We start from the raw sequence: 15,942 nt of genomic DNA on the forward strand, positions 1-15,942 counted from the left end.
GGCCCGCCGGCGACGCCGGCGGGCCACCCGCACCTTCAGAACCTCTACGAGCCGGAGACTTGCCACCCCGCTCATCCACTCCACCGCGGCGCTCTCCTCGCGGGGCAGCTCTCCAGCGCATGATGAACGGGGGTCAGCCGAACTGCTCAAGCGTGCCTTGAGGCGACATCGCCTCCAAGCTGCCACATCTCATAGTTCCCACATTCTGCCGTGATCTCGGCCGTCGACTGAGCCGCAGCGACGAAGTCATCTACTACCGGCGAGGTGTGCGATGCCGCCACCGCGAGGCACACCTGGTCGGGCGCCAGATCCGGGATGGGCACATAGGCGACGTCCGGATGCGAGTAGAACACGGACGCCGAACGGGCCAGGAAGGAGACGCCCCGTCCGGCCGCGACATGCTCGAGCGTCTCGTCCACCCCGCGCACCGAATACCCGGCATTGGGGAGCGGGCGCTTGGTGGGCTGCGTGCTCGGGTCACCGTGCCAGACCAGCGGTTCGCCGGCCAGGTCGGCCTCGGTGACCTCCTCCTTGCAGGCAAACCGGTGTCCGGCGGGCAGTACCGCTACCCGCGGCTCGGTGTACAGCGGGGTGACGCGCAGGCCGGCCTCGTCGATGGGCAGCCGCACATAGCCGACGTCGATGCGGCCGTCGAGCAGCATCGCAGCCTGGTCGTCCCCTTCGATCCGCTGCACGTCCACGACCACGTCCGGGTGCCGGTCCTCGAACGCACGGGTCGCCGGGGTGACTGCAATGCCGGCCCGGAAACCGACCATCAGCCGCCGCTTGCCGCCGGCGGCCGCGGACACCCGGCGGCGGACCGCGTGGGTTGAGGCGAGCAGCGGACCGGCGTCGGCCAGCAGTTGCCGGCCCGCATCTGTCAGCTCTACGCCGTGGCGATCTCTGGTGAACAGCGAGGCGCCGAGATCCTGCTCGAGCGCGCGGATCTGCCGGCTGAGCACCGGCTGTGCGATGTGAAGCTCATCGGCGGCGCGGCCGAAATGCAGCCGGTCGGCCACGGTGACGAAGTAACGCAGTTTGCGCAGATCCAGATCCATAAAACCCCCAGCCCGGTGATACCTCCAGGGTATCACCACGGCTTCAATAGGTCTTGGACGCCAATCGGAAGCGATGGCAGCATGGAAAACAGGCGCTTAAGGGCGTCGAAGTGAATTCGGCACAAGAATTCAGCACTGGAATTCGATACTGGAATTTGACAGCAGGGCCAAATCCCGGAAAGCAGGAACACCGATGAGCCGCATCAGCATTATCGGACTGGGAAACATGGCCCGTGCTTTGGCCGGCCGGGCGCTCGCCGGCGGTAACGCCGTCGAGATCATCGGCCGCGACCAGGCCAAGGCCAAGGAATTGGCCGTCCCGACCGGGGACATCGTGATCCTCGCCGCGCCGTACGCCGGCGCCGCGGCGGTGGTGAGGGAGTACGGGGACGCGCTGCGCGGCAAGATCATCGTTGACATCGCCAACCCCGTAGCCCCCGGCCTGCAGGGCTTCGTCGTCCCTGACGACAGTTCCGGCGCACAGGAGATCGCCAAGGCGGCTCCCGACGACGCGCATGTCGTCAAGGCGTTCAACACTGTGTTCTCCCACGTTCTGGCGGCCGGCCCGGCCGAGGACCGCCCTCTGGACGTGTTCATCGCCGGCGACGACGCGCAGGCGAAGGCACGCGTGTCGGTGTTCGTCGAGAGCCTGGGGCTGCGCCCCTGGGACACCGGGGAACTGTTCATGGCGCGGGCACTGGAGAACGTCGGCCTGCTGGAGCTTGGCCTCATGAACCACTCCGTCAAGCACACCAATTTCTCCTTCGGCATCACCCTTCTCGGCTGAGCGCACCCCTACCACTTACCTCTACCTCTCGTGCCGCATTACGCCAGTTCACTTACGGCACGGGAAGACCCTGCACCTACCCTCACAAGGACAGTTAGATGCGCGTATTCGTCGCTGGGGGAACCGGCCATTCCGGTTCGTACATCATCCCCGAGCTCATCGCCGCCGGGCACGAGGTCACCGGCCTGGCCCGGTCGGACGCTTCCGCGGCGGCCCTGTCCGCGCTCGGCGCGAAGGTGCGTCGCGGCGACCTTCAGGATCTCGACGGGCTCAAGGAGGCAGCCTCGGGCTCCCATGGCGTCATCCACGTAGCCCACAGGCAGGATCTGCTGCCCTCCGGCGGGATGGACGCCGTGGCCGCTGCGGAGCTCCCGATCATGCTCGCGTACGGCGAGGCACTCGCGGGAACCGGAAAGCCGCTGGTCACGGCGGGAAGCATGGGCTCGCCCGGGAACCTGGAGCGGCCTGCCACCGAGGAGGACCCGGCCCTCCCCGCCGACGAGGAGCACAAGGGCACCCTGCGGGTCCGCAACGTCGTGGAAAGGGCCGTTGTCGACCTCGCCGAGCAGGGGGTGCGGTCTTCGGTCGTGCGGATCGCCAACATCGCGCACAGCACGACCGATCGTGCCGGCTTCCTCCCCACACTGATCGCGCTCGCGAAGGAAAAGGGGTTCGTCGGCTACCCCGGCGACGGCGCGAACCTGTGGAACGCCGTGCACATCCGCGATGCCGCCAGCTTGTTCCGCCTGGCGCTGGAGAAGGGGCCGGCGGGCAAATACTGGCACGCGGTCGAGGACGGGGGCATCACGTTCCGCGACATCGCCGAGGCCATCGCCAGCCGCCTGGGCCTGCCCGCCGTGAGCGTTCCCAACGATGCCCTGATGACGCCGGGGTACTTCGGGTTCCTCACGAATATCGTCACGCAGAGCTACCCGGCGTCCAACCTCATCACCCGCCGGACCCTCGGCTGGGAACCCGCCCGGCCCGGCCTGCTCGCCGATCTGGACAACGGCCATTATTTCCCCGCCGGATGACTGCGGGAACCCGGATCGTAACGAGCCCGGCAACCGGCAAGTTCGGCTCTTCTGAAGGACGTTGAGATTATGACGACTGTGGGATTCATCGGAAGCGGAAGCATCGGCAGGACCCTCGCGCGACTCGCTGTCGGGGCCGGGCACCAGGTGGTGCTCAGCAACTCGCGCGGTCCCGAAACGCTCGTGGACACGGCCGAGGAGCTGGGGCCGCGGGCGTCCGCGGCGACGAGCGAAGAGGCCGCGGCGGCCGGTGACATTGTCGTGGTCACGGTGCCGGTCAGCGCCTTCCCCCACGTGCCCGCCGCACCACTGGCCGGGAAGACGGTCATCGACACCTGCAACTACGGCCCCGAGCGTGACGGGCACATCCCCGAGCTCGACAGCAAGTCCGTCACCTCGAGCGAGCTGCTTCTGCGGTACGTCCCGGACGCCCTGCTCGTAAAGGCGTTCAACAACATCTTCTTCAAGCACCTGCTGTCACTCGCCCGCCCGGCGGGGGCGGCCGACCGCTCGTACCTGCCGATCGCCGGGGACTCCGCGTCGGCGAAGGCGGCGGTGACCGAATTCATCGACTCCATCGGCTACAGCGTGGTGGACGCGGGACCGCTGGCCGACGGCTGGCGGCAGGCGACGGGCACGCCGGTGTGGGGGACCCCGTACGGGCCGTTCTCGAACGAGAAGGGCCGGCCGGTCGGCGAGGACGCCATCCGCGCGGCACTGGCCACCGCAACGCGGTAACCGTCAATTATCGCGGACCGTGATGTGGTCCGGCCGTGCCATGCCCCTCCCGGGGGATACCGGGAGGGGCATATTTCGCACGCAAAGGCGTCGAATGCCGACCGGAAGGACGCCGCCATGCCGACGACCGCCCCCATCGACCTGTTCACCTCAGCGCTGCGGTTCCACCGCGACGGCGGCGTCCGGGCCGCCGAGCGACAGATGACCGGCAGCGACGCCGATGGCGCCTGGCAGGTCGCCACCTTCCGTGTCGAGACCGACGCCGACGTCCACGCCGACTACTGGGAGATGCACCCGGAGGCCGACGAGGCGGTGTGCTGCCTGACGGGCGGGGTCCGGCTCGCCTTCCGGCCCACCGTGCCCGGCGGCACCGAGGACGTGGTGCGGCTGGCGGCGGGCAACGCCGTGGTCGTGCCCCGCGGGCGCTGGCACCGGCTGGAACTCGACGCCCCGAGCGACCTGATGTCGATCACCCTGCGCCACGGCACCCGCCTCGAAGAGCGCACCTGATCGCTCCCGTCACACCGCCGAATCCAGGCGTTCGCGCTGCTCGGCGCTCAGCTCCAGCGACACCCCCGCGAACGCCTCGTCCAGCTGCTCGACCGTGCTGACGCCGACGATCGGCGTGGCGGCCGGGTTTCCGCCGGTCAGCCACGCCAGCACCACGCGATTGCGGTTCGTGCCGGTCTCGGCGGCGATCTCGTCGAGCGTGGCGAGGCGGCGGGCGGTGCCGCGGTGGTCGTACTCCTCGGGCAGTGGCCGGTCCGGGCGGGTGTAGCGGCCGCTCAGCAGCGGTGTGTACGCCCACAACGCGATGTCCGGGTGATGCTCCAGGTAGTGGATCACCTCGTCGGTGACCATGCCGAACCGGTGCGACACGAGGGGCCGCGTCGCGGGGCGCGGCTGCAGGTACGTGTGGTGCTGCTGCACCGCCGTGAAGCCCGCGCCGCCGCGGGCCCGCGCGATCTGCCGGGCCCGCTCGATCTGCCAGACGGGATAGTTGGAGCAGCCGAGGCGGCCGACCGTCCCCGCGGAGACCAGTTCGTCGAAGGCGGCGACCGTCTCCTCCAGCGGAGTGGCCGCATCGGGCTTGTGCGCCCAGTACAGCTCGATGTGGTCCGTACCGAGGCGCCGGAGGCTGCCCTCGATCCCGCGCTTGATCACCCCGGCCGAGAGGCCTTCGGCCGTCTCCGGGAAGCGCCCGGCCTCGGTCGGCTCGCAGCCCACCTTGGTGCTGATCCTGACCCGGTCGCGGACGCCCGGCCGGCGCGCCAGCCAGCGCCCGAGCACCGTCTCGCTCTGCCCGCCGAAGCCGGTCGGGTCCGCCCAGAACGCGTAGCAGTTGGCGGTGTCGATCCAGACGCCTCCGGCGTCCACGAAGCGGTCCAGGATCTCGAACGACCGACGCTTGTCCTGAGCCGTGCCGAACAGCATGGCGCCCAGCGCCAGTTGAGGATTCATGTCCGTCACGGTAGGCGGGTTCGGATCGGCGGTACGCTCCAATCTTGTGGCGATTTCCCAGACCAATTTCGCGTGGGCGACGCTGCTGGAGATCGGCGTACCGGGGCCTGGCGTACCGGAGTCCGGTGCTCCGGGGCCTGGCGTACGGGGGCCTGGCACAGCGGAGTCCGGCGTACCGGAGCCCGGCGCAACGGCGCCCGGCGCCCCGCACCCTGCCCGGCGCCGCCGCCTGCACGACCGCCTCGCCCGCGCGCTGCGCACCGCGATCCGGGACGGCCGGCTGACTGAGGGCGCCGCCGTGCCGCCGAGCCGGGCCCTCGCCGAGGAACTCGGCTGCTCCCGCTGGGCCGTGACGGAGGCGTACGGGCAGCTCATCGCCGAGGGCTACCTCACCGCCCGGGTCGGGTCCGCCACCCGCGTCTCGTGGTCACCGGATCCGGACGCCGCGCCGCCGCGCCCCCGCGCGCAGCCCGCACCGGCGGCGCCACCACCGGTCCGGTACGACCTCGCGCCCGGCCTGCCCGACCTGCGGGCGTTCCCGCGCCGTCGCTGGGCGGACGCCGTCCGGGCGGTCACCGGCTCGGCCGTCCACTACGACCTCGGCCTGCCCGACCCCGCCGGGCACCCGGGCCTGCGTACCACCGTCGCGCAGTACCTCCGGCGCTCGCGCGGCGCGGACGCGCACGCCGCGGCCGTAACCGTGTGCGCGGGGGTCACCGACGGCCTGGTCCGTACGTGCCGGGCGCTGCGCGCCGAGGGGATCGCCGACCTGGCCGTGGAACACCCGGGCTGGGGGCGGCTGCGCGACGCCGCGACGAGCACCGGCCTGCGACTGCACCCGGTGCCCGTGGACCACGACGGCCTCCGTGTCGACGACCTCGTCCGTACCCCGGCCCGGGCCGTCGTCGTCGGCGCGGCACACCAGTTCCCTACCGGCACGGTGCTGTCCCCGGCCCGCCGGGCCCATCTGGTGCGCTGGGCGCGCGAGGTGGACGGCTTCGTCATCGAGGACGACTACGACGCCGAGTTCCGCTACGACCACCACCCGGTCGCCGTCATGCAGGGCATGGACCCGCGCCGGGTCTTCCTCCTCGGCTCGGTCAGCAAGACCCTGTCCCCGGCCCTCGGCCTGGGCTGGCTGGTCGCGCCCGCCGCGATGACCCCGGCGCTCCGGGCGGCGAGCCCCGTCGCCGCCGCCCCACCGGTGCTGGACCAGCTCGCGCTCGCCACCTTCATCGACCGCGGCTGGTACGACGCCCATCTCCGCGCGGCCCGGCGGCGGTTCCGCGCCCGCCGCGACCTGCTGATCCGCACGCTCGGCGCCCAGCTGCCGGAGGCCCGCGTCACCGGCACGGCCGCCGGGCTGCACATCCTGCTGCACCTGCCGCACGGCACCGACACCCGCGCAACGGTCAGCACCGCGGCCGCCGCCGGGCTACGCCTGGCGGACCTCGACGACTACCGCGTACAGGATTCGGCGGACCGCGCCCTGGTCCTCGGCTACGGCAACATCAGCGACCCCGAGATCCCCGAGGCCGTCGCGCTCCTGCGCGAAGCGCTGGCGACGCGTACGCCCACGGCGGAGAGACCCGCCTAGATGTCCGAGAACGGTGGCATGATGCGGACGATCACGATCAGCTGATCCCGCGGTGCCACCAGGAAGAAGAACCAGCCGCCTGCCGCATCCATGCGGCGCATTCCCCCTGGCCGAGGGCCGTTGCCCAGGTCACGGACATCGACTCCCATCCGGGCCAGCTCGACCAGCTGCCCCGCGAGACGCTCCACTTCGGCCACGACCAGAGCGGGAATGCCGCCTGTCACGTGAGCGTGGTCGGGGTCGTACTCCCAGCGCCAGTCGGCGCTCACCGCTGTGGGAGGCCGAGCGCGGCGTGCGCGTCGTCCAGGATCTTGCCGATGGCGGACGCTGCGCGTCGTGCCTGAGCCGTGTCACCGGCCTCGGCGGCGTCCTCCCAGCGACGGAACTCTTTCGCGATACCGGGCTGCCGCTGAATGTGCACGTAGACGGCCCACTGAGCGATGAACCGCTGGAGCGGGGCCAGGTCGGACGCCTGGCGGGACTGGTCGGCGGCTTGGTCCAGTTCCCGGGTGAAGGCGGGCAGGGCGGCGGGTGCGATCTGCGCGACGGCCTGGCGGAGGGCCGTGACGGTGGCAGGCGGCTGAGGGATGAGTGGCTGCCCAGCGGCGGAGGTGGTCATTGCTGCTCCCATGGGCGAGATTCTGATCCCTGGGAGCAGCGTATCGAGTGCGGGCCCGATCACATCGCCCGAACGAGTGAGGGCGCGGCGGTTCAGTCCCCGGCGGGGCCACGCCGATCGGGCAGGGCCCCGGACGCGGCCGAATCCATCCTCCGTAGGTTGCTCAGAGGTCGAGGAAACGCGGGTCCGGCCAGGTGATGACCGGCTCGCCGGTCGCGGAGTAGATCTCCAGCAGTGAGAGATACCCGTCCTCCACGAGCACCACCACCCCGGCGTACTCCGGCCCGACATATCCGGCGTCCACGGTCAGCCCACTGTCCTGCCCCGGGGCTGGAGGCACCGCCGCACGGTCCACGGCCAGGTCGACGGTCGCGCAGCCGCAACCGCAGCGGCCCGCCACGTGCGTATGACCGCACGAGGTGCCATCTACATTCGAACCGACCAGGGCCTGGATGGCGCCGGGTTGGGCATCGCACGCCCAGGAACTGGGAGACGTCAACGAGGACTTGTCAACGCAGTCGATTGCTTCGGATATGGACGGTCTCACGCGATCAGCACGGTAGCTGGAGGACGTGGTTGACCCGGCGGGTTAGCGTGAGCGATTTTGTCACCGCCAGTGGCGAGATCGACTTGTGCGACGTCAGCGGAAAGCAAGGGCAACCTCGTCTGAGCTGCGGGCAAACGTACGCCCACTGGCCATGCTTGACCCCATGGCGGCAGGCCACCGCCCAGATGTGTCTCCTGGCCTGGTACGGCGGGTGCCCGTTCGGCGGCTTGACCCCCGAGTCGCGGCGACCGGCGCGCGCTCTCGGCGTCCCTCAGGAAGCTGCTGGCGGAGGACACCAACGCTTCCTCGCGAATGGCTTGCTGATGCGCTGTCATACGACATAACATGACCGGATTGATCAACTCTGCGGCATGCACGACAGTCTGGGGGGAATGTGCGATGAGGTCATTTAATTCTGCAATACTCGATCAAATGTGGAAACGGGTCGAGATAAGTAAACAAGACTCGGACGTTGCGTACTTCCACGACTTGATGCTGCTCGGCGAAATGATCGTTAAGCTCATCACGTCATGCACCCTTGCTGGAGTTGATAATGATCGAGATCGGCAAAGATACAAGATTGAATATCAGCTCATTCGGGCCGACGGAATTGGAGAATGGTCGCGTGCACTTGAAGAAGCTCTAACTGGCCCTGCAAATGCTCATATTATTGCGGAAGCGAGGCCCCTGCTCCGGGAACTGACAGAGAGCTTTGTGTTCGGCGATGCATCTTGGCAGAGAGTGGCAGTTGACAAGCTGAACAGTTCGGTGTAAACCATTGACCCAGAAATCGAGAAGGCTCCCCGAAAAACCAATCTTCAATGGTGGGTACGAACCTTTGCTGCGCTACGGAATAGAACTCGCGGGCATGGTGCCATAACAGCACGTAAGTGTTCCTCAGCTGCACCGATTCTGGAAGAGTCGATCCTTTCCGTTCTAACCGGGATTTCGGCTTTCGGTATGCCGTGGATGTACCTGCATCGAAATATTTCTGGAAAATATCGGATATCCACGATCTCCGGAGACTCCTCGACCTTCTCGTACCTCAAGTCAGAGAAGGACCACGCTTATGATGACGGTATCTACATGGCTTTCGATACCCGACTCATGAGACTGCCGCTAGTTTATAGTGACGTAGATATGCGGGACTTCTTTTTAGCCAATGGCGGCTATCGGTCCAAGCCCGGCTCCGACTCAACATTTGAAGTTCTCTCGTATGTCGCTGACACGAGAAAGCGTGAGACTGCTGAGGCCTACCAAACACCGCCGGAAGCACTGCCGCCGAGCGAGACTGAAGGGCTCCCGAATCTAGATCTCGAGGGGGCATCGTTCGCCAACATCCCGCCACGTCTTACCGACTACATCCAAAGACCGGACTTGGAGGAGGAAGTTCTTTCTCTCCTCAAAGACGATAGGCACCCAGTGGTTACCCTCGTGGGGAGGGGTGGGATTGGCAAAACATCACTAGCCTTGGAGGTGCTACACCGCCTGACTCAGGACGGCGACTTCTTTGCCATCCTGTGGTTCAGTTCTCGCGATATTGATCTAATGGCTGCCGGGCCAAAGCCCGTGCGGCCAGCAGTTCTCTCAAAAGAAGACATCGCCAGGCAATTTACAAAACTCATGAATCCGGCGGGCGGCAAAGCGAAAGGCTTTAAAGCTATCGATTACTTGGCGCACTCTCTGGCTGAACGAGACGACAGTAGGCGCCTTTTGCTGGTTTTTGACAACTTTGAAACAGCCTCCCACCCGCTGGAGCTGTATCAGTTCATTGATTCTTGTGTGCGCTGCCCTAATAAAGTATTGATCACTACTCGAATGCGTGACTTTAAGGCCGACTTTCCGATCGAGATTCGTGGGCTGAGGAGGGGAGAGTTCGAGGATCTAGTAATGACGACCGCCCGGAAACTCGGTATCGAAAGTCTGGTAACTCATGCCTACATTGAATCTCTAATCGAAGAAACGGATGGGCACCCGTATTTCGCAAAGATCCTTTTGGGGGATACGAAGAGAGAAGGCCGGGCCATTCCAGTAGGTCGGCTCTTCCTTAATAAGGAAGATTCACTGAGGGCGCTCTTTGAGCGCTCGTATGGACTACTTTCGCCGGCGGCGCAGCGGGTATTTCTGACTCTTAGTAGCTGGCGTTCGCTAGTTCCGCGCCTTGCGCTCGAGGCAGGTCTAATTAGACCTGAGAATGAGTCCATGGATGTGGGCGAAGCCTTGAGTCAGCTAGAGCGGTACTCCATGATCGAAGTCCTTACCGATGGGGGTGGCGGCGAATTTCTGCGCACGCCGATGACTGCTGCTGTATTCGGCCAGAGTAAACTCAAGGTGAGTCCTTTCAGGTCTCTTGTGCTCGCTGATATCGAGTTGATTCAACAGTTTGGACCGATGCAGGCAACCGATGTCGTCAAGGGAATGGCGCCCAGGGTCGAGCGCATGATCGGTGTGATTGCTTCGCGTCGACAGGCGGGCAATGATATTACGCCACAAATGCGGGCGTTGGAGTATGTGGCGGGGAGCTATCCTGAAGCCTGGTTGCGCATAGCAGATTTCTACTTGGAAGGAACGCGGGAGGACTGGGCGGAAGCTCGCGCCAGTATCGAAAGATACCTGGAGGTGGATAGTGCAAACATACAAGCTTGGCGAAAGCTTGTCTATGTAAATCAGCGACTCAAGGATGTTGCGCAGGAGCTGAATGCGAGAATTGTGCTCGCGGAAATCTCAGATGTAGACTATTCGGAGATTGCAAGTGCGGCTGGCTTGTTTGCCTATACGCAGCGAAATCAAATTCTTCAACTGAGTCCTGATGTGAGATCTCTAATGATCGCGAACCTCATTCGGCTCATGGAAGAAGGAAAGTCTGAGGCGATGCCCACGGAGCTAGGCCGTCTCGCCTGGCTTTATCTGTATTCGAAGGACACTGCAAAGGCCGGTGAGGTAGTTCGTGAGGGGCTTCAGCGTGAACCCATGAACCCTCACCTGAGGAGGCTTAAAGAGAATCTGAGTGAGAATTTTGAGCAGTTTAACGGAGGGTCAGGTCTGCGGAGCGATTGAGTATTCTTGCAAAATGCGCGGCAATTCCAGTTTCGCAACTCGCCTGGTCAGGTGATTTTCCCAGGTTCCATCTCAGTGCCACACCGGATTTCCGGCACCCGTGGGAACACCGCCCCTTCACGTACCGTCCGTCTGCGGAGCGTGCCAGAGCGCTCACGGACCCGAGTACGCACGCACCTTGGGTTTCGTGCGCATGGTCCTGGCCCAGAGCCAATTGCTCAACGGCGATCTCGAGGAAGCGGCCGCGACGGCTACGCAGGCCGTGGAGGCCGCTGAGGCGCTTCAATCCGCACGCTTCCAACGCTACGTCGAGAACTTTCAGCGCGAGATCTCTCCAATCCCGATCGTTCGACAGTTCAACGAGCGAGTCCGGGAAGCGATGACCCCCACGGGTGGCGAATGAACGCCGTCAGCCCGGTTGCCAATCGCGGGGTGCGTCGTCGTCGCGCAGTGATGCGATGCGCCGAGCGTACTCGTCCGCCACGTCAGCGCTTTCGTTGACGTTCTGCATGAGCCATGTGGTCATCTTGAACTCTTGGATAGCCCGCAGTGTCGAAAACCCCGACCACTGCCGCAGATCCCAGGTGTACGCGTCGACAAAAGCCGCGTAGTCGGCGTCACTGGCCCAGCCCATGCTGTCGTATTCCGTTGCTGTGACCATCAAGTCCCATTCCGGGTAGTCGCAGCAGAAGTTCTCAAAGTCGATCAAGATGGCATTCCCCTTCTGGTCGACCATGAGATTGTCCCCGTGCGCGTCCCCATGCACAGGCCCCTTGGGCAGCTCGAAACGGAGACTTGCCAGCCGTTCACGCAACTCCCTGCCTCTCTTGCGCAGGAACGTGCGATCGTCATCCGGGATTCCGTGCACCTTCTCGATACGCAGATCAGACCGCCCGAAGGCGTCGTACCCCGGAAGGTCGAGACTGTCCGGCCGACGCAACGAGTGGAGTTCCCGGAGAACCGCACCCAACTCACCGTAGCTTGCCTTGCGTTCAGCTTCCCGAATCACATGCCAGAACGTCACCGGGAAGCCATCCACGCTCAGTGGCTGTTCCAGATCCTCTACAACGCGCGCGGCCGGGAACCCCTCCTGCGCCAACCAGCGCGACACCTTGACCTCGTTCCGCACCGAGGGCAGGTAGTCCGCTGTCCGGGCCACTCGCACGATCACAGGGCGCGACGCCAGCCGGAAGAGCGCGTTCTCGCCGAAGCGGATCAGCTGCGCGCCGTCGCTCTCAAGGCGTGCTCGTCGGCAGGCAGCGGCCATCACACGGGCAGCCCCCGCCGACGTGAACCCTGCCGCCTGAGCACCGGCAGACGGCATGCCCCGCACCTACTCCCTCTGATCGCGACGAATCACGCACCGCTCAGCAAACATCGTCCGGACCGTACCCAGGGCGAGGCGACTGGCACGAGATGAGCGCACTCACCGCGACGTGAGACCGAGCTGGGAGGCCTTCGTGCCGCACATGAGCTGCACGGACGGTCACGCCGGACCCGGGCTGAACGAGAACACGCCGACGTCCCCAGCGCCATCCATCGGCACCGGGGTTCGCGATCGGCCCCCAGCCGGACCACCCCGGGAGCTGTCCAGGCACGGGGTGGTCCGGTATTGCTTTTTCGGATGTTGCGCGTGATCCGGGCCGAGCCGGTGTCAGTACTGCTGTCGGCCCCCGGGGTAGTGGATCGTCTTGCGGCACTCGGGTGCGTTCACGGGCGGAGGCTCACCATCGAGCGCGAAGCACAGGCCCGCGTGGAGTTGTTCCGACTCGTCCAGCGTCAGAATCAGTGGTGCGAGGTCCACGTGCTGCCCGAGTCGGGCGACCCGGAGCGTCAGTGTGAGGTGGTCTCCCTCGCGGCGTACGCGCAGCCCCACCGGGGCGGTCTCGAGGCGCCACTCGGACTGAGGGCGACAGTCCGGGCTCATCCCCATGCTCCCCTCGCTTGAACCGGCCGAGCGTCCTCGTCGTCGTCCTCGTCGGGGAGTGGGATGCGCCTGCCACGGCTGTCCGCCACCCGCAGCGCGTCCCGCAGCGCCTCGACCAGGCGGTTCGCGAGGAAGCGAAGCTCTCCGGACTCCGCCTTCGGGTTGCCGAGCAGTGCGTCGGCATGGCCGAGGAGTTCGGTGCCCATGCGGAGCTGCACCGCTTCCATCTCGTCGGCGAGCCGGGACAGATACCCCTTGCCGTCCTCACTGGGGACCAGGAAGCACGGCTTGCCAGCCGGTCCATTCCACGGCAGCAGACGCGGCTGTGTGCTCACCGGATCACCACCATCCCGTGCGGAGCGCACAGCAGCTCCACCCGGGGAGTGCCCTTCGCAGACCATGCCGGTCGCTGCGCCGGGGCATTCACGCAGTTCACCGGAGGACTTGCCCGGACCACGTGTCGGCGCCCCCGACCGGGTAGCAATGACCGCAGCAGCCGCCACACGGTGTGGTGGATATGGTTTGGCACGTTGACGCTCCTCTGCGCGTTGACCACGCCCCCGGGCCGTTCGCGCGGTCGCGTGGGTCTTGTATTCGCCAACTGTGCTGCGGAGTAACGGCGCTGCCTTCCCGCCCCTGGCTATCCCCATGATGGGTAGGCTGACGGTCAGGACCGTGTGACAGATTGTCACCATCAGGCGTAACGGGGCACACGATGACCGCTTACCAACCCCCGACAGCACTACCGCGTCAGGTTCTGAACCACCCGGAGATGCGTGCCGCGATCATGGCTCATGACTTCGGCGCGGTCTTCTCTCTTGCCCGAGACTTAGCCAAGATCAGCTACTCGAAGATCGCTTCCGAATGTGACCTCAAACCCGAGCGGGTCGGCACACTGGCACGCGGCCAGGGCCGCATCACATCGTTCGACAAGATCGCGACGATTGCCGACGCCCTGCGCATCCCCGGACATCTACTCGGTCTCGCTCCCCGCGACTGGGAAGCGGCTTCAGCACGCACGACTTCTACGACGACCCGAGAAGGGAGCGAAACAGTGCGGCGCAGGGAGTTCTTCCGAGCCTCAGCCGGGGCAGGTCTGGTCCTCGGTTTGCCCGAGTTGGCTCAAGTCACGGCAGGCCGCCAGATCGGCCGAGACGTGCCGGACCAGCTGCGACAGCGCACGGCACGACTACGGCGACTCGATGACGTCCTCGGCGGAGGCGACACGTACCGCGTCTACCTCGGCGAATACCAAGCGACCAAGACGATGCTGCGAGAGGGAAGCTACACCGAGGAGACCGGTCGCGCACTCCTTTCGGTCCTCTCCGAGCAGGCCCAGCAAGCGGGTTGGGCGGCGTTCGACGCGGGTCAGCACGCCGATGCCACCAGCCTCTACGAGGACAGCCACCAGGCCGCCACCGAAGCGGGAGACACCGCCCTCGCCGGAAACGCTCTTGCCTTCCTCGCCTACCAGAGGCTCAGCCGGGATCGCACAGTCGGGATAGACATCGCCGTCCAGTCATGCGGCACCGCAGGCCCCGACGCCCCACCTGGCGTACGGGCGCTGCTCCACGGGCGTCTCGCCTGGGCGTACGCAGCCGCCGGGGAAGCGGACGAGACCGAACGAGCCCTCGACGCCGCTGAATCCGCACTCGGCGAGGGCGACGGAACGCCCCAGCCCGACTGGGCGGCGTGGGACGGAAACGGTCTGCAGATCATGGCGGGCCGATGCTGGACCGAACTACGTCGGCCCCTCCGTGCCGTTCCCGTGCTGGAGGACTTCCTCTCCCGGTACGACGACACTCACGCCCGCGACAAGAGCCTCTACCTGTCGTGGCTGGCGGACTCCTACCTGGCTGCCGGAGAGGTCGAGGAAGCCGCGTCCGCCACCGGCCGCGCGCTGGAACTCTCCGCCGGGGTCGCGTCCGTCCGCCCACGCCAGCGCCTCGCGCCGATCGTCCAACAGCTCAGGCCCCACCGGGAGCTTCCGGCCGTGGCCGAAGTCCTGGAGAAGGCCAGGACATGAGGTGTCAGCCCGCAGGGCTCGGCTCAGTCGTCCGCTCCACCCACCGCAGGTAGGCATCGGAGCCTGCGACGATCGGTACGGCCGACACCTCAGGGTTCTTCCACGGGTGGTGCTCCAAGAGGCGCGCTTCAAGATCGGCGTAGCGGTCGGCACGTGTCTTGAACAAGAGCTGCCACTCTTCGCCAGTCCCGAACTCACCCTGGTGCCAGAAGACAGAGACCACCGGCCCCACGAACTGCGCCCCGGCCGAGAGTCGAGCCGTCACCACCAAACCCGCAAGCTTCTCGCCTTAGCGCGGTTCTCTGTCGCTGTCGCCACCTGAAGGAATTCAGCCATGCCGCGAGCCTAGTCTCGCGGCACCGGATGACCTGATGGAGGAACTGCCATATGACCACGCCTCCCAAGCCGGGCACCGCAGACTGGGACGCCTACTTGGCAGAGGGCAATGCCAAGCAGGAGCGCAAACGGGTATCGGCCGACGTTCTCCTGCGCGATACCGCCGGGCGCCTGCTGGTGGTCAAGCCGACGTACAAGGAAGCGTGGGACCTGCCTGGCGGGATGGCCGAGGCGAACGAATCGCCTGCGGACGCGGCGCGACGCGAACTGTCCGAGGAACTGGGCCTTGCCGTCGAACTGCGAGGACTTCTGTGCGTCGACTGGGTCGCGCCACATGGCCCCTGGGACGACCAGCTCGCATTCGTCTTCGACGGAGGCACCCTCTCATCTGGCCAGGTCGGCGGCTTGTATCCGCGCGATCATGAACTGTCGGCCTGCGAGTTCGTCTCCCCGGACGACGCCCTGACCATGCTCCCGCCCCGCACCCGCCGACGGGCCGCCCAGGCACTCCGGGCCCTGGCCGAGCGGCGGCCCGCGTATCTCGAGAACGGCGAACGCTTCGTTCTGTGACGGCCAGGGCATCCCAGCCGTGACTATGCGGTGCGTCAACTCCGCCTATGCGCGGCACACGCGGTTCGACGCCAGCACCACCACACTCCGTGCGACGGGGGTGCGGATGCCCTCTGGGGCGAACGGTTGCCGGGCCCCGCAGCATAACGAGGTTGGAGAGAAAGGAACGGGCTTGCGCGGCTTGC

General features: G+C 66.2%; 19 protein-coding genes. 10 read left to right on the plus strand and 9 right to left on the minus strand.

Annotated elements, in window-relative coordinates; all coding sequences use genetic code 11:
- Positions 1–146: 146 nt before the first annotated feature.
- Positions 147–1,058, minus strand: a complete 912-nt coding sequence (locus ABZ370_RS40630; RefSeq protein WP_358632443.1) for a LysR substrate-binding domain-containing protein — start codon at positions 1,056–1,058, stop codon at positions 147–149.
- A gap of 193 nt (positions 1,059–1,251) precedes the next feature.
- Between ABZ370_RS40630 and ABZ370_RS40635 the strand changes: the two genes are divergently transcribed.
- From ABZ370_RS40635 to ABZ370_RS40650, 4 genes are all read left to right on the plus strand, one after another.
- On the plus strand, positions 1,252–1,845 hold the full coding sequence (locus ABZ370_RS40635; protein WP_358632446.1) for an NAD(P)-binding domain-containing protein: 594 nt from the start codon (positions 1,252–1,254) through the stop codon (positions 1,843–1,845).
- A 98-nt stretch (positions 1,846–1,943) separates the two neighbouring features.
- Positions 1,944–2,879, plus strand: coding sequence for an SDR family oxidoreductase (locus ABZ370_RS40640; protein WP_358632449.1), 936 nt, complete (start codon positions 1,944–1,946; stop codon positions 2,877–2,879).
- A gap of 78 nt (positions 2,880–2,957) precedes the next feature.
- The gene (locus ABZ370_RS40645; RefSeq protein ID WP_358632670.1) at positions 2,958–3,617 is read left to right on the plus strand and encodes an NAD(P)-binding domain-containing protein; all 660 of its coding nucleotides are present in this window, start codon (positions 2,958–2,960) and stop codon (positions 3,615–3,617) included.
- A gap of 117 nt (positions 3,618–3,734) precedes the next feature.
- Positions 3,735–4,127 (plus strand): cupin, encoded by a 393-nt coding sequence (locus ABZ370_RS40650; protein ID WP_358632452.1) that lies wholly within the window; start codon positions 3,735–3,737, stop codon positions 4,125–4,127.
- 9 nt (positions 4,128–4,136) lie between these two features.
- Here ABZ370_RS40650 and ABZ370_RS40655 read toward each other — a convergent pair whose 3' ends face one another.
- Positions 4,137–5,078, minus strand: a complete 942-nt coding sequence (locus ABZ370_RS40655; RefSeq protein WP_358632455.1) for an aldo/keto reductase — start codon at positions 5,076–5,078, stop codon at positions 4,137–4,139.
- A 46-nt stretch (positions 5,079–5,124) separates the two neighbouring features.
- On the opposite strand from ABZ370_RS40655, the gene ABZ370_RS40660 reads away from it, so the two are divergent.
- Positions 5,125–6,675: a PLP-dependent aminotransferase family protein gene (locus tag ABZ370_RS40660; RefSeq protein WP_358632458.1), complete on the plus strand. Its 1,551-nt coding sequence runs from the start codon at positions 5,125–5,127 to the stop codon at positions 6,673–6,675.
- Here the strand turns inward: ABZ370_RS40660 and ABZ370_RS40665 are convergent.
- From ABZ370_RS40665 to ABZ370_RS40675, 3 genes are all read right to left on the minus strand, one after another.
- Complete coding sequence (locus tag ABZ370_RS40665) at positions 6,672–6,944, minus strand: hypothetical protein (protein WP_358632461.1); 273 nt, start codon at positions 6,942–6,944, stop codon at positions 6,672–6,674. The two genes, ABZ370_RS40660 and ABZ370_RS40665, sit on opposite strands and share 4 nt — an antisense overlap.
- Positions 6,941–7,294, minus strand: coding sequence for a DUF6247 family protein (locus ABZ370_RS40670; protein ID WP_358632673.1), 354 nt, complete (start codon positions 7,292–7,294; stop codon positions 6,941–6,943). Before ABZ370_RS40670 ends, ABZ370_RS40665 begins: the two co-directional genes overlap by 4 nt.
- 163 nt (positions 7,295–7,457) lie before the next feature.
- A complete protein-coding gene (locus tag ABZ370_RS40675) occupies positions 7,458–7,634 on the minus strand; it encodes a hypothetical protein (RefSeq protein WP_358632463.1) in 177 nt (58 codons plus the stop codon).
- A gap of 552 nt (positions 7,635–8,186) precedes the next feature.
- Between ABZ370_RS40675 and ABZ370_RS40680 the strand changes: the two genes are divergently transcribed.
- The 3 genes from ABZ370_RS40680 to ABZ370_RS40690 all read left to right on the plus strand — a co-directional run bounded on the left by ABZ370_RS40680 (position 8,187) and on the right by ABZ370_RS40690 (position 11,301).
- Positions 8,187–8,615, plus strand: a complete 429-nt coding sequence (locus ABZ370_RS40680) for a hypothetical protein (protein ID WP_358632466.1) — start codon at positions 8,187–8,189, stop codon at positions 8,613–8,615.
- 186 nt (positions 8,616–8,801) lie between these two features.
- The gene (locus tag ABZ370_RS40685; protein WP_358632469.1) at positions 8,802–10,898 is read left to right on the plus strand and encodes an NB-ARC domain-containing protein; all 2,097 of its coding nucleotides are present in this window, start codon (positions 8,802–8,804) and stop codon (positions 10,896–10,898) included.
- 187 nt (positions 10,899–11,085) lie between these two features.
- A complete protein-coding gene (locus tag ABZ370_RS40690; protein ID WP_358632471.1) occupies positions 11,086–11,301 on the plus strand; it encodes a hypothetical protein in 216 nt (71 codons plus the stop codon).
- Positions 11,302–11,307: 6 nt separating this feature from the next.
- Here the strand turns inward: ABZ370_RS40690 and ABZ370_RS40695 are convergent, their stop codons facing one another.
- The 3 genes from ABZ370_RS40695 to ABZ370_RS40705 form a co-directional block, all read right to left on the minus strand.
- Positions 11,308–12,222, minus strand: coding sequence for an aminoglycoside phosphotransferase family protein (locus ABZ370_RS40695; RefSeq protein ID WP_358632474.1), 915 nt, complete (start codon positions 12,220–12,222; stop codon positions 11,308–11,310).
- A gap of 330 nt (positions 12,223–12,552) precedes the next feature.
- A complete protein-coding gene (locus tag ABZ370_RS40700) occupies positions 12,553–12,825 on the minus strand; it encodes a hypothetical protein (RefSeq protein ID WP_358632476.1) in 273 nt (90 codons plus the stop codon).
- Entirely contained in the window at positions 12,822–13,160 is a 339-nt protein-coding gene (locus tag ABZ370_RS40705; RefSeq protein WP_358632478.1) for a hypothetical protein, read from the minus strand. The genes ABZ370_RS40700 and ABZ370_RS40705 overlap by 4 nt, the downstream gene beginning before the upstream one ends.
- Before the next feature lie 821 nt (positions 13,161–13,981).
- On the opposite strand from ABZ370_RS40705, the gene ABZ370_RS40710 reads away from it, so the two are divergent.
- On the plus strand, positions 13,982–14,851 hold the full coding sequence (locus tag ABZ370_RS40710; RefSeq protein ID WP_358632481.1) for an XRE family transcriptional regulator: 870 nt from the start codon (positions 13,982–13,984) through the stop codon (positions 14,849–14,851).
- Between the two features lie 4 nt (positions 14,852–14,855).
- Here ABZ370_RS40710 and cutA read toward each other — a convergent pair whose 3' ends face one another.
- Positions 14,856–15,119 carry a divalent-cation tolerance protein CutA gene (cutA, locus tag ABZ370_RS40715; protein ID WP_358632675.1) on the minus strand — a complete coding sequence of 88 codons (264 nt, stop codon included), beginning with the start codon at positions 15,117–15,119 and terminating at the stop codon, positions 14,856–14,858.
- Between the two features lie 119 nt (positions 15,120–15,238).
- On the opposite strand from cutA, the gene ABZ370_RS40720 reads away from it, so the two are divergent.
- Positions 15,239–15,757 (plus strand): NUDIX hydrolase, encoded by a 519-nt coding sequence (locus ABZ370_RS40720; protein WP_358632484.1) that lies wholly within the window; start codon positions 15,239–15,241, stop codon positions 15,755–15,757.
- Positions 15,758–15,942 lie beyond the last annotated feature (185 nt).

Origin of the sequence: Streptomyces sp. NPDC005962 (assembly GCF_040629205.1) — a bacterium.
Classification (GTDB): domain Bacteria; phylum Actinomycetota; class Actinomycetes; order Streptomycetales; family Streptomycetaceae; genus Streptomyces.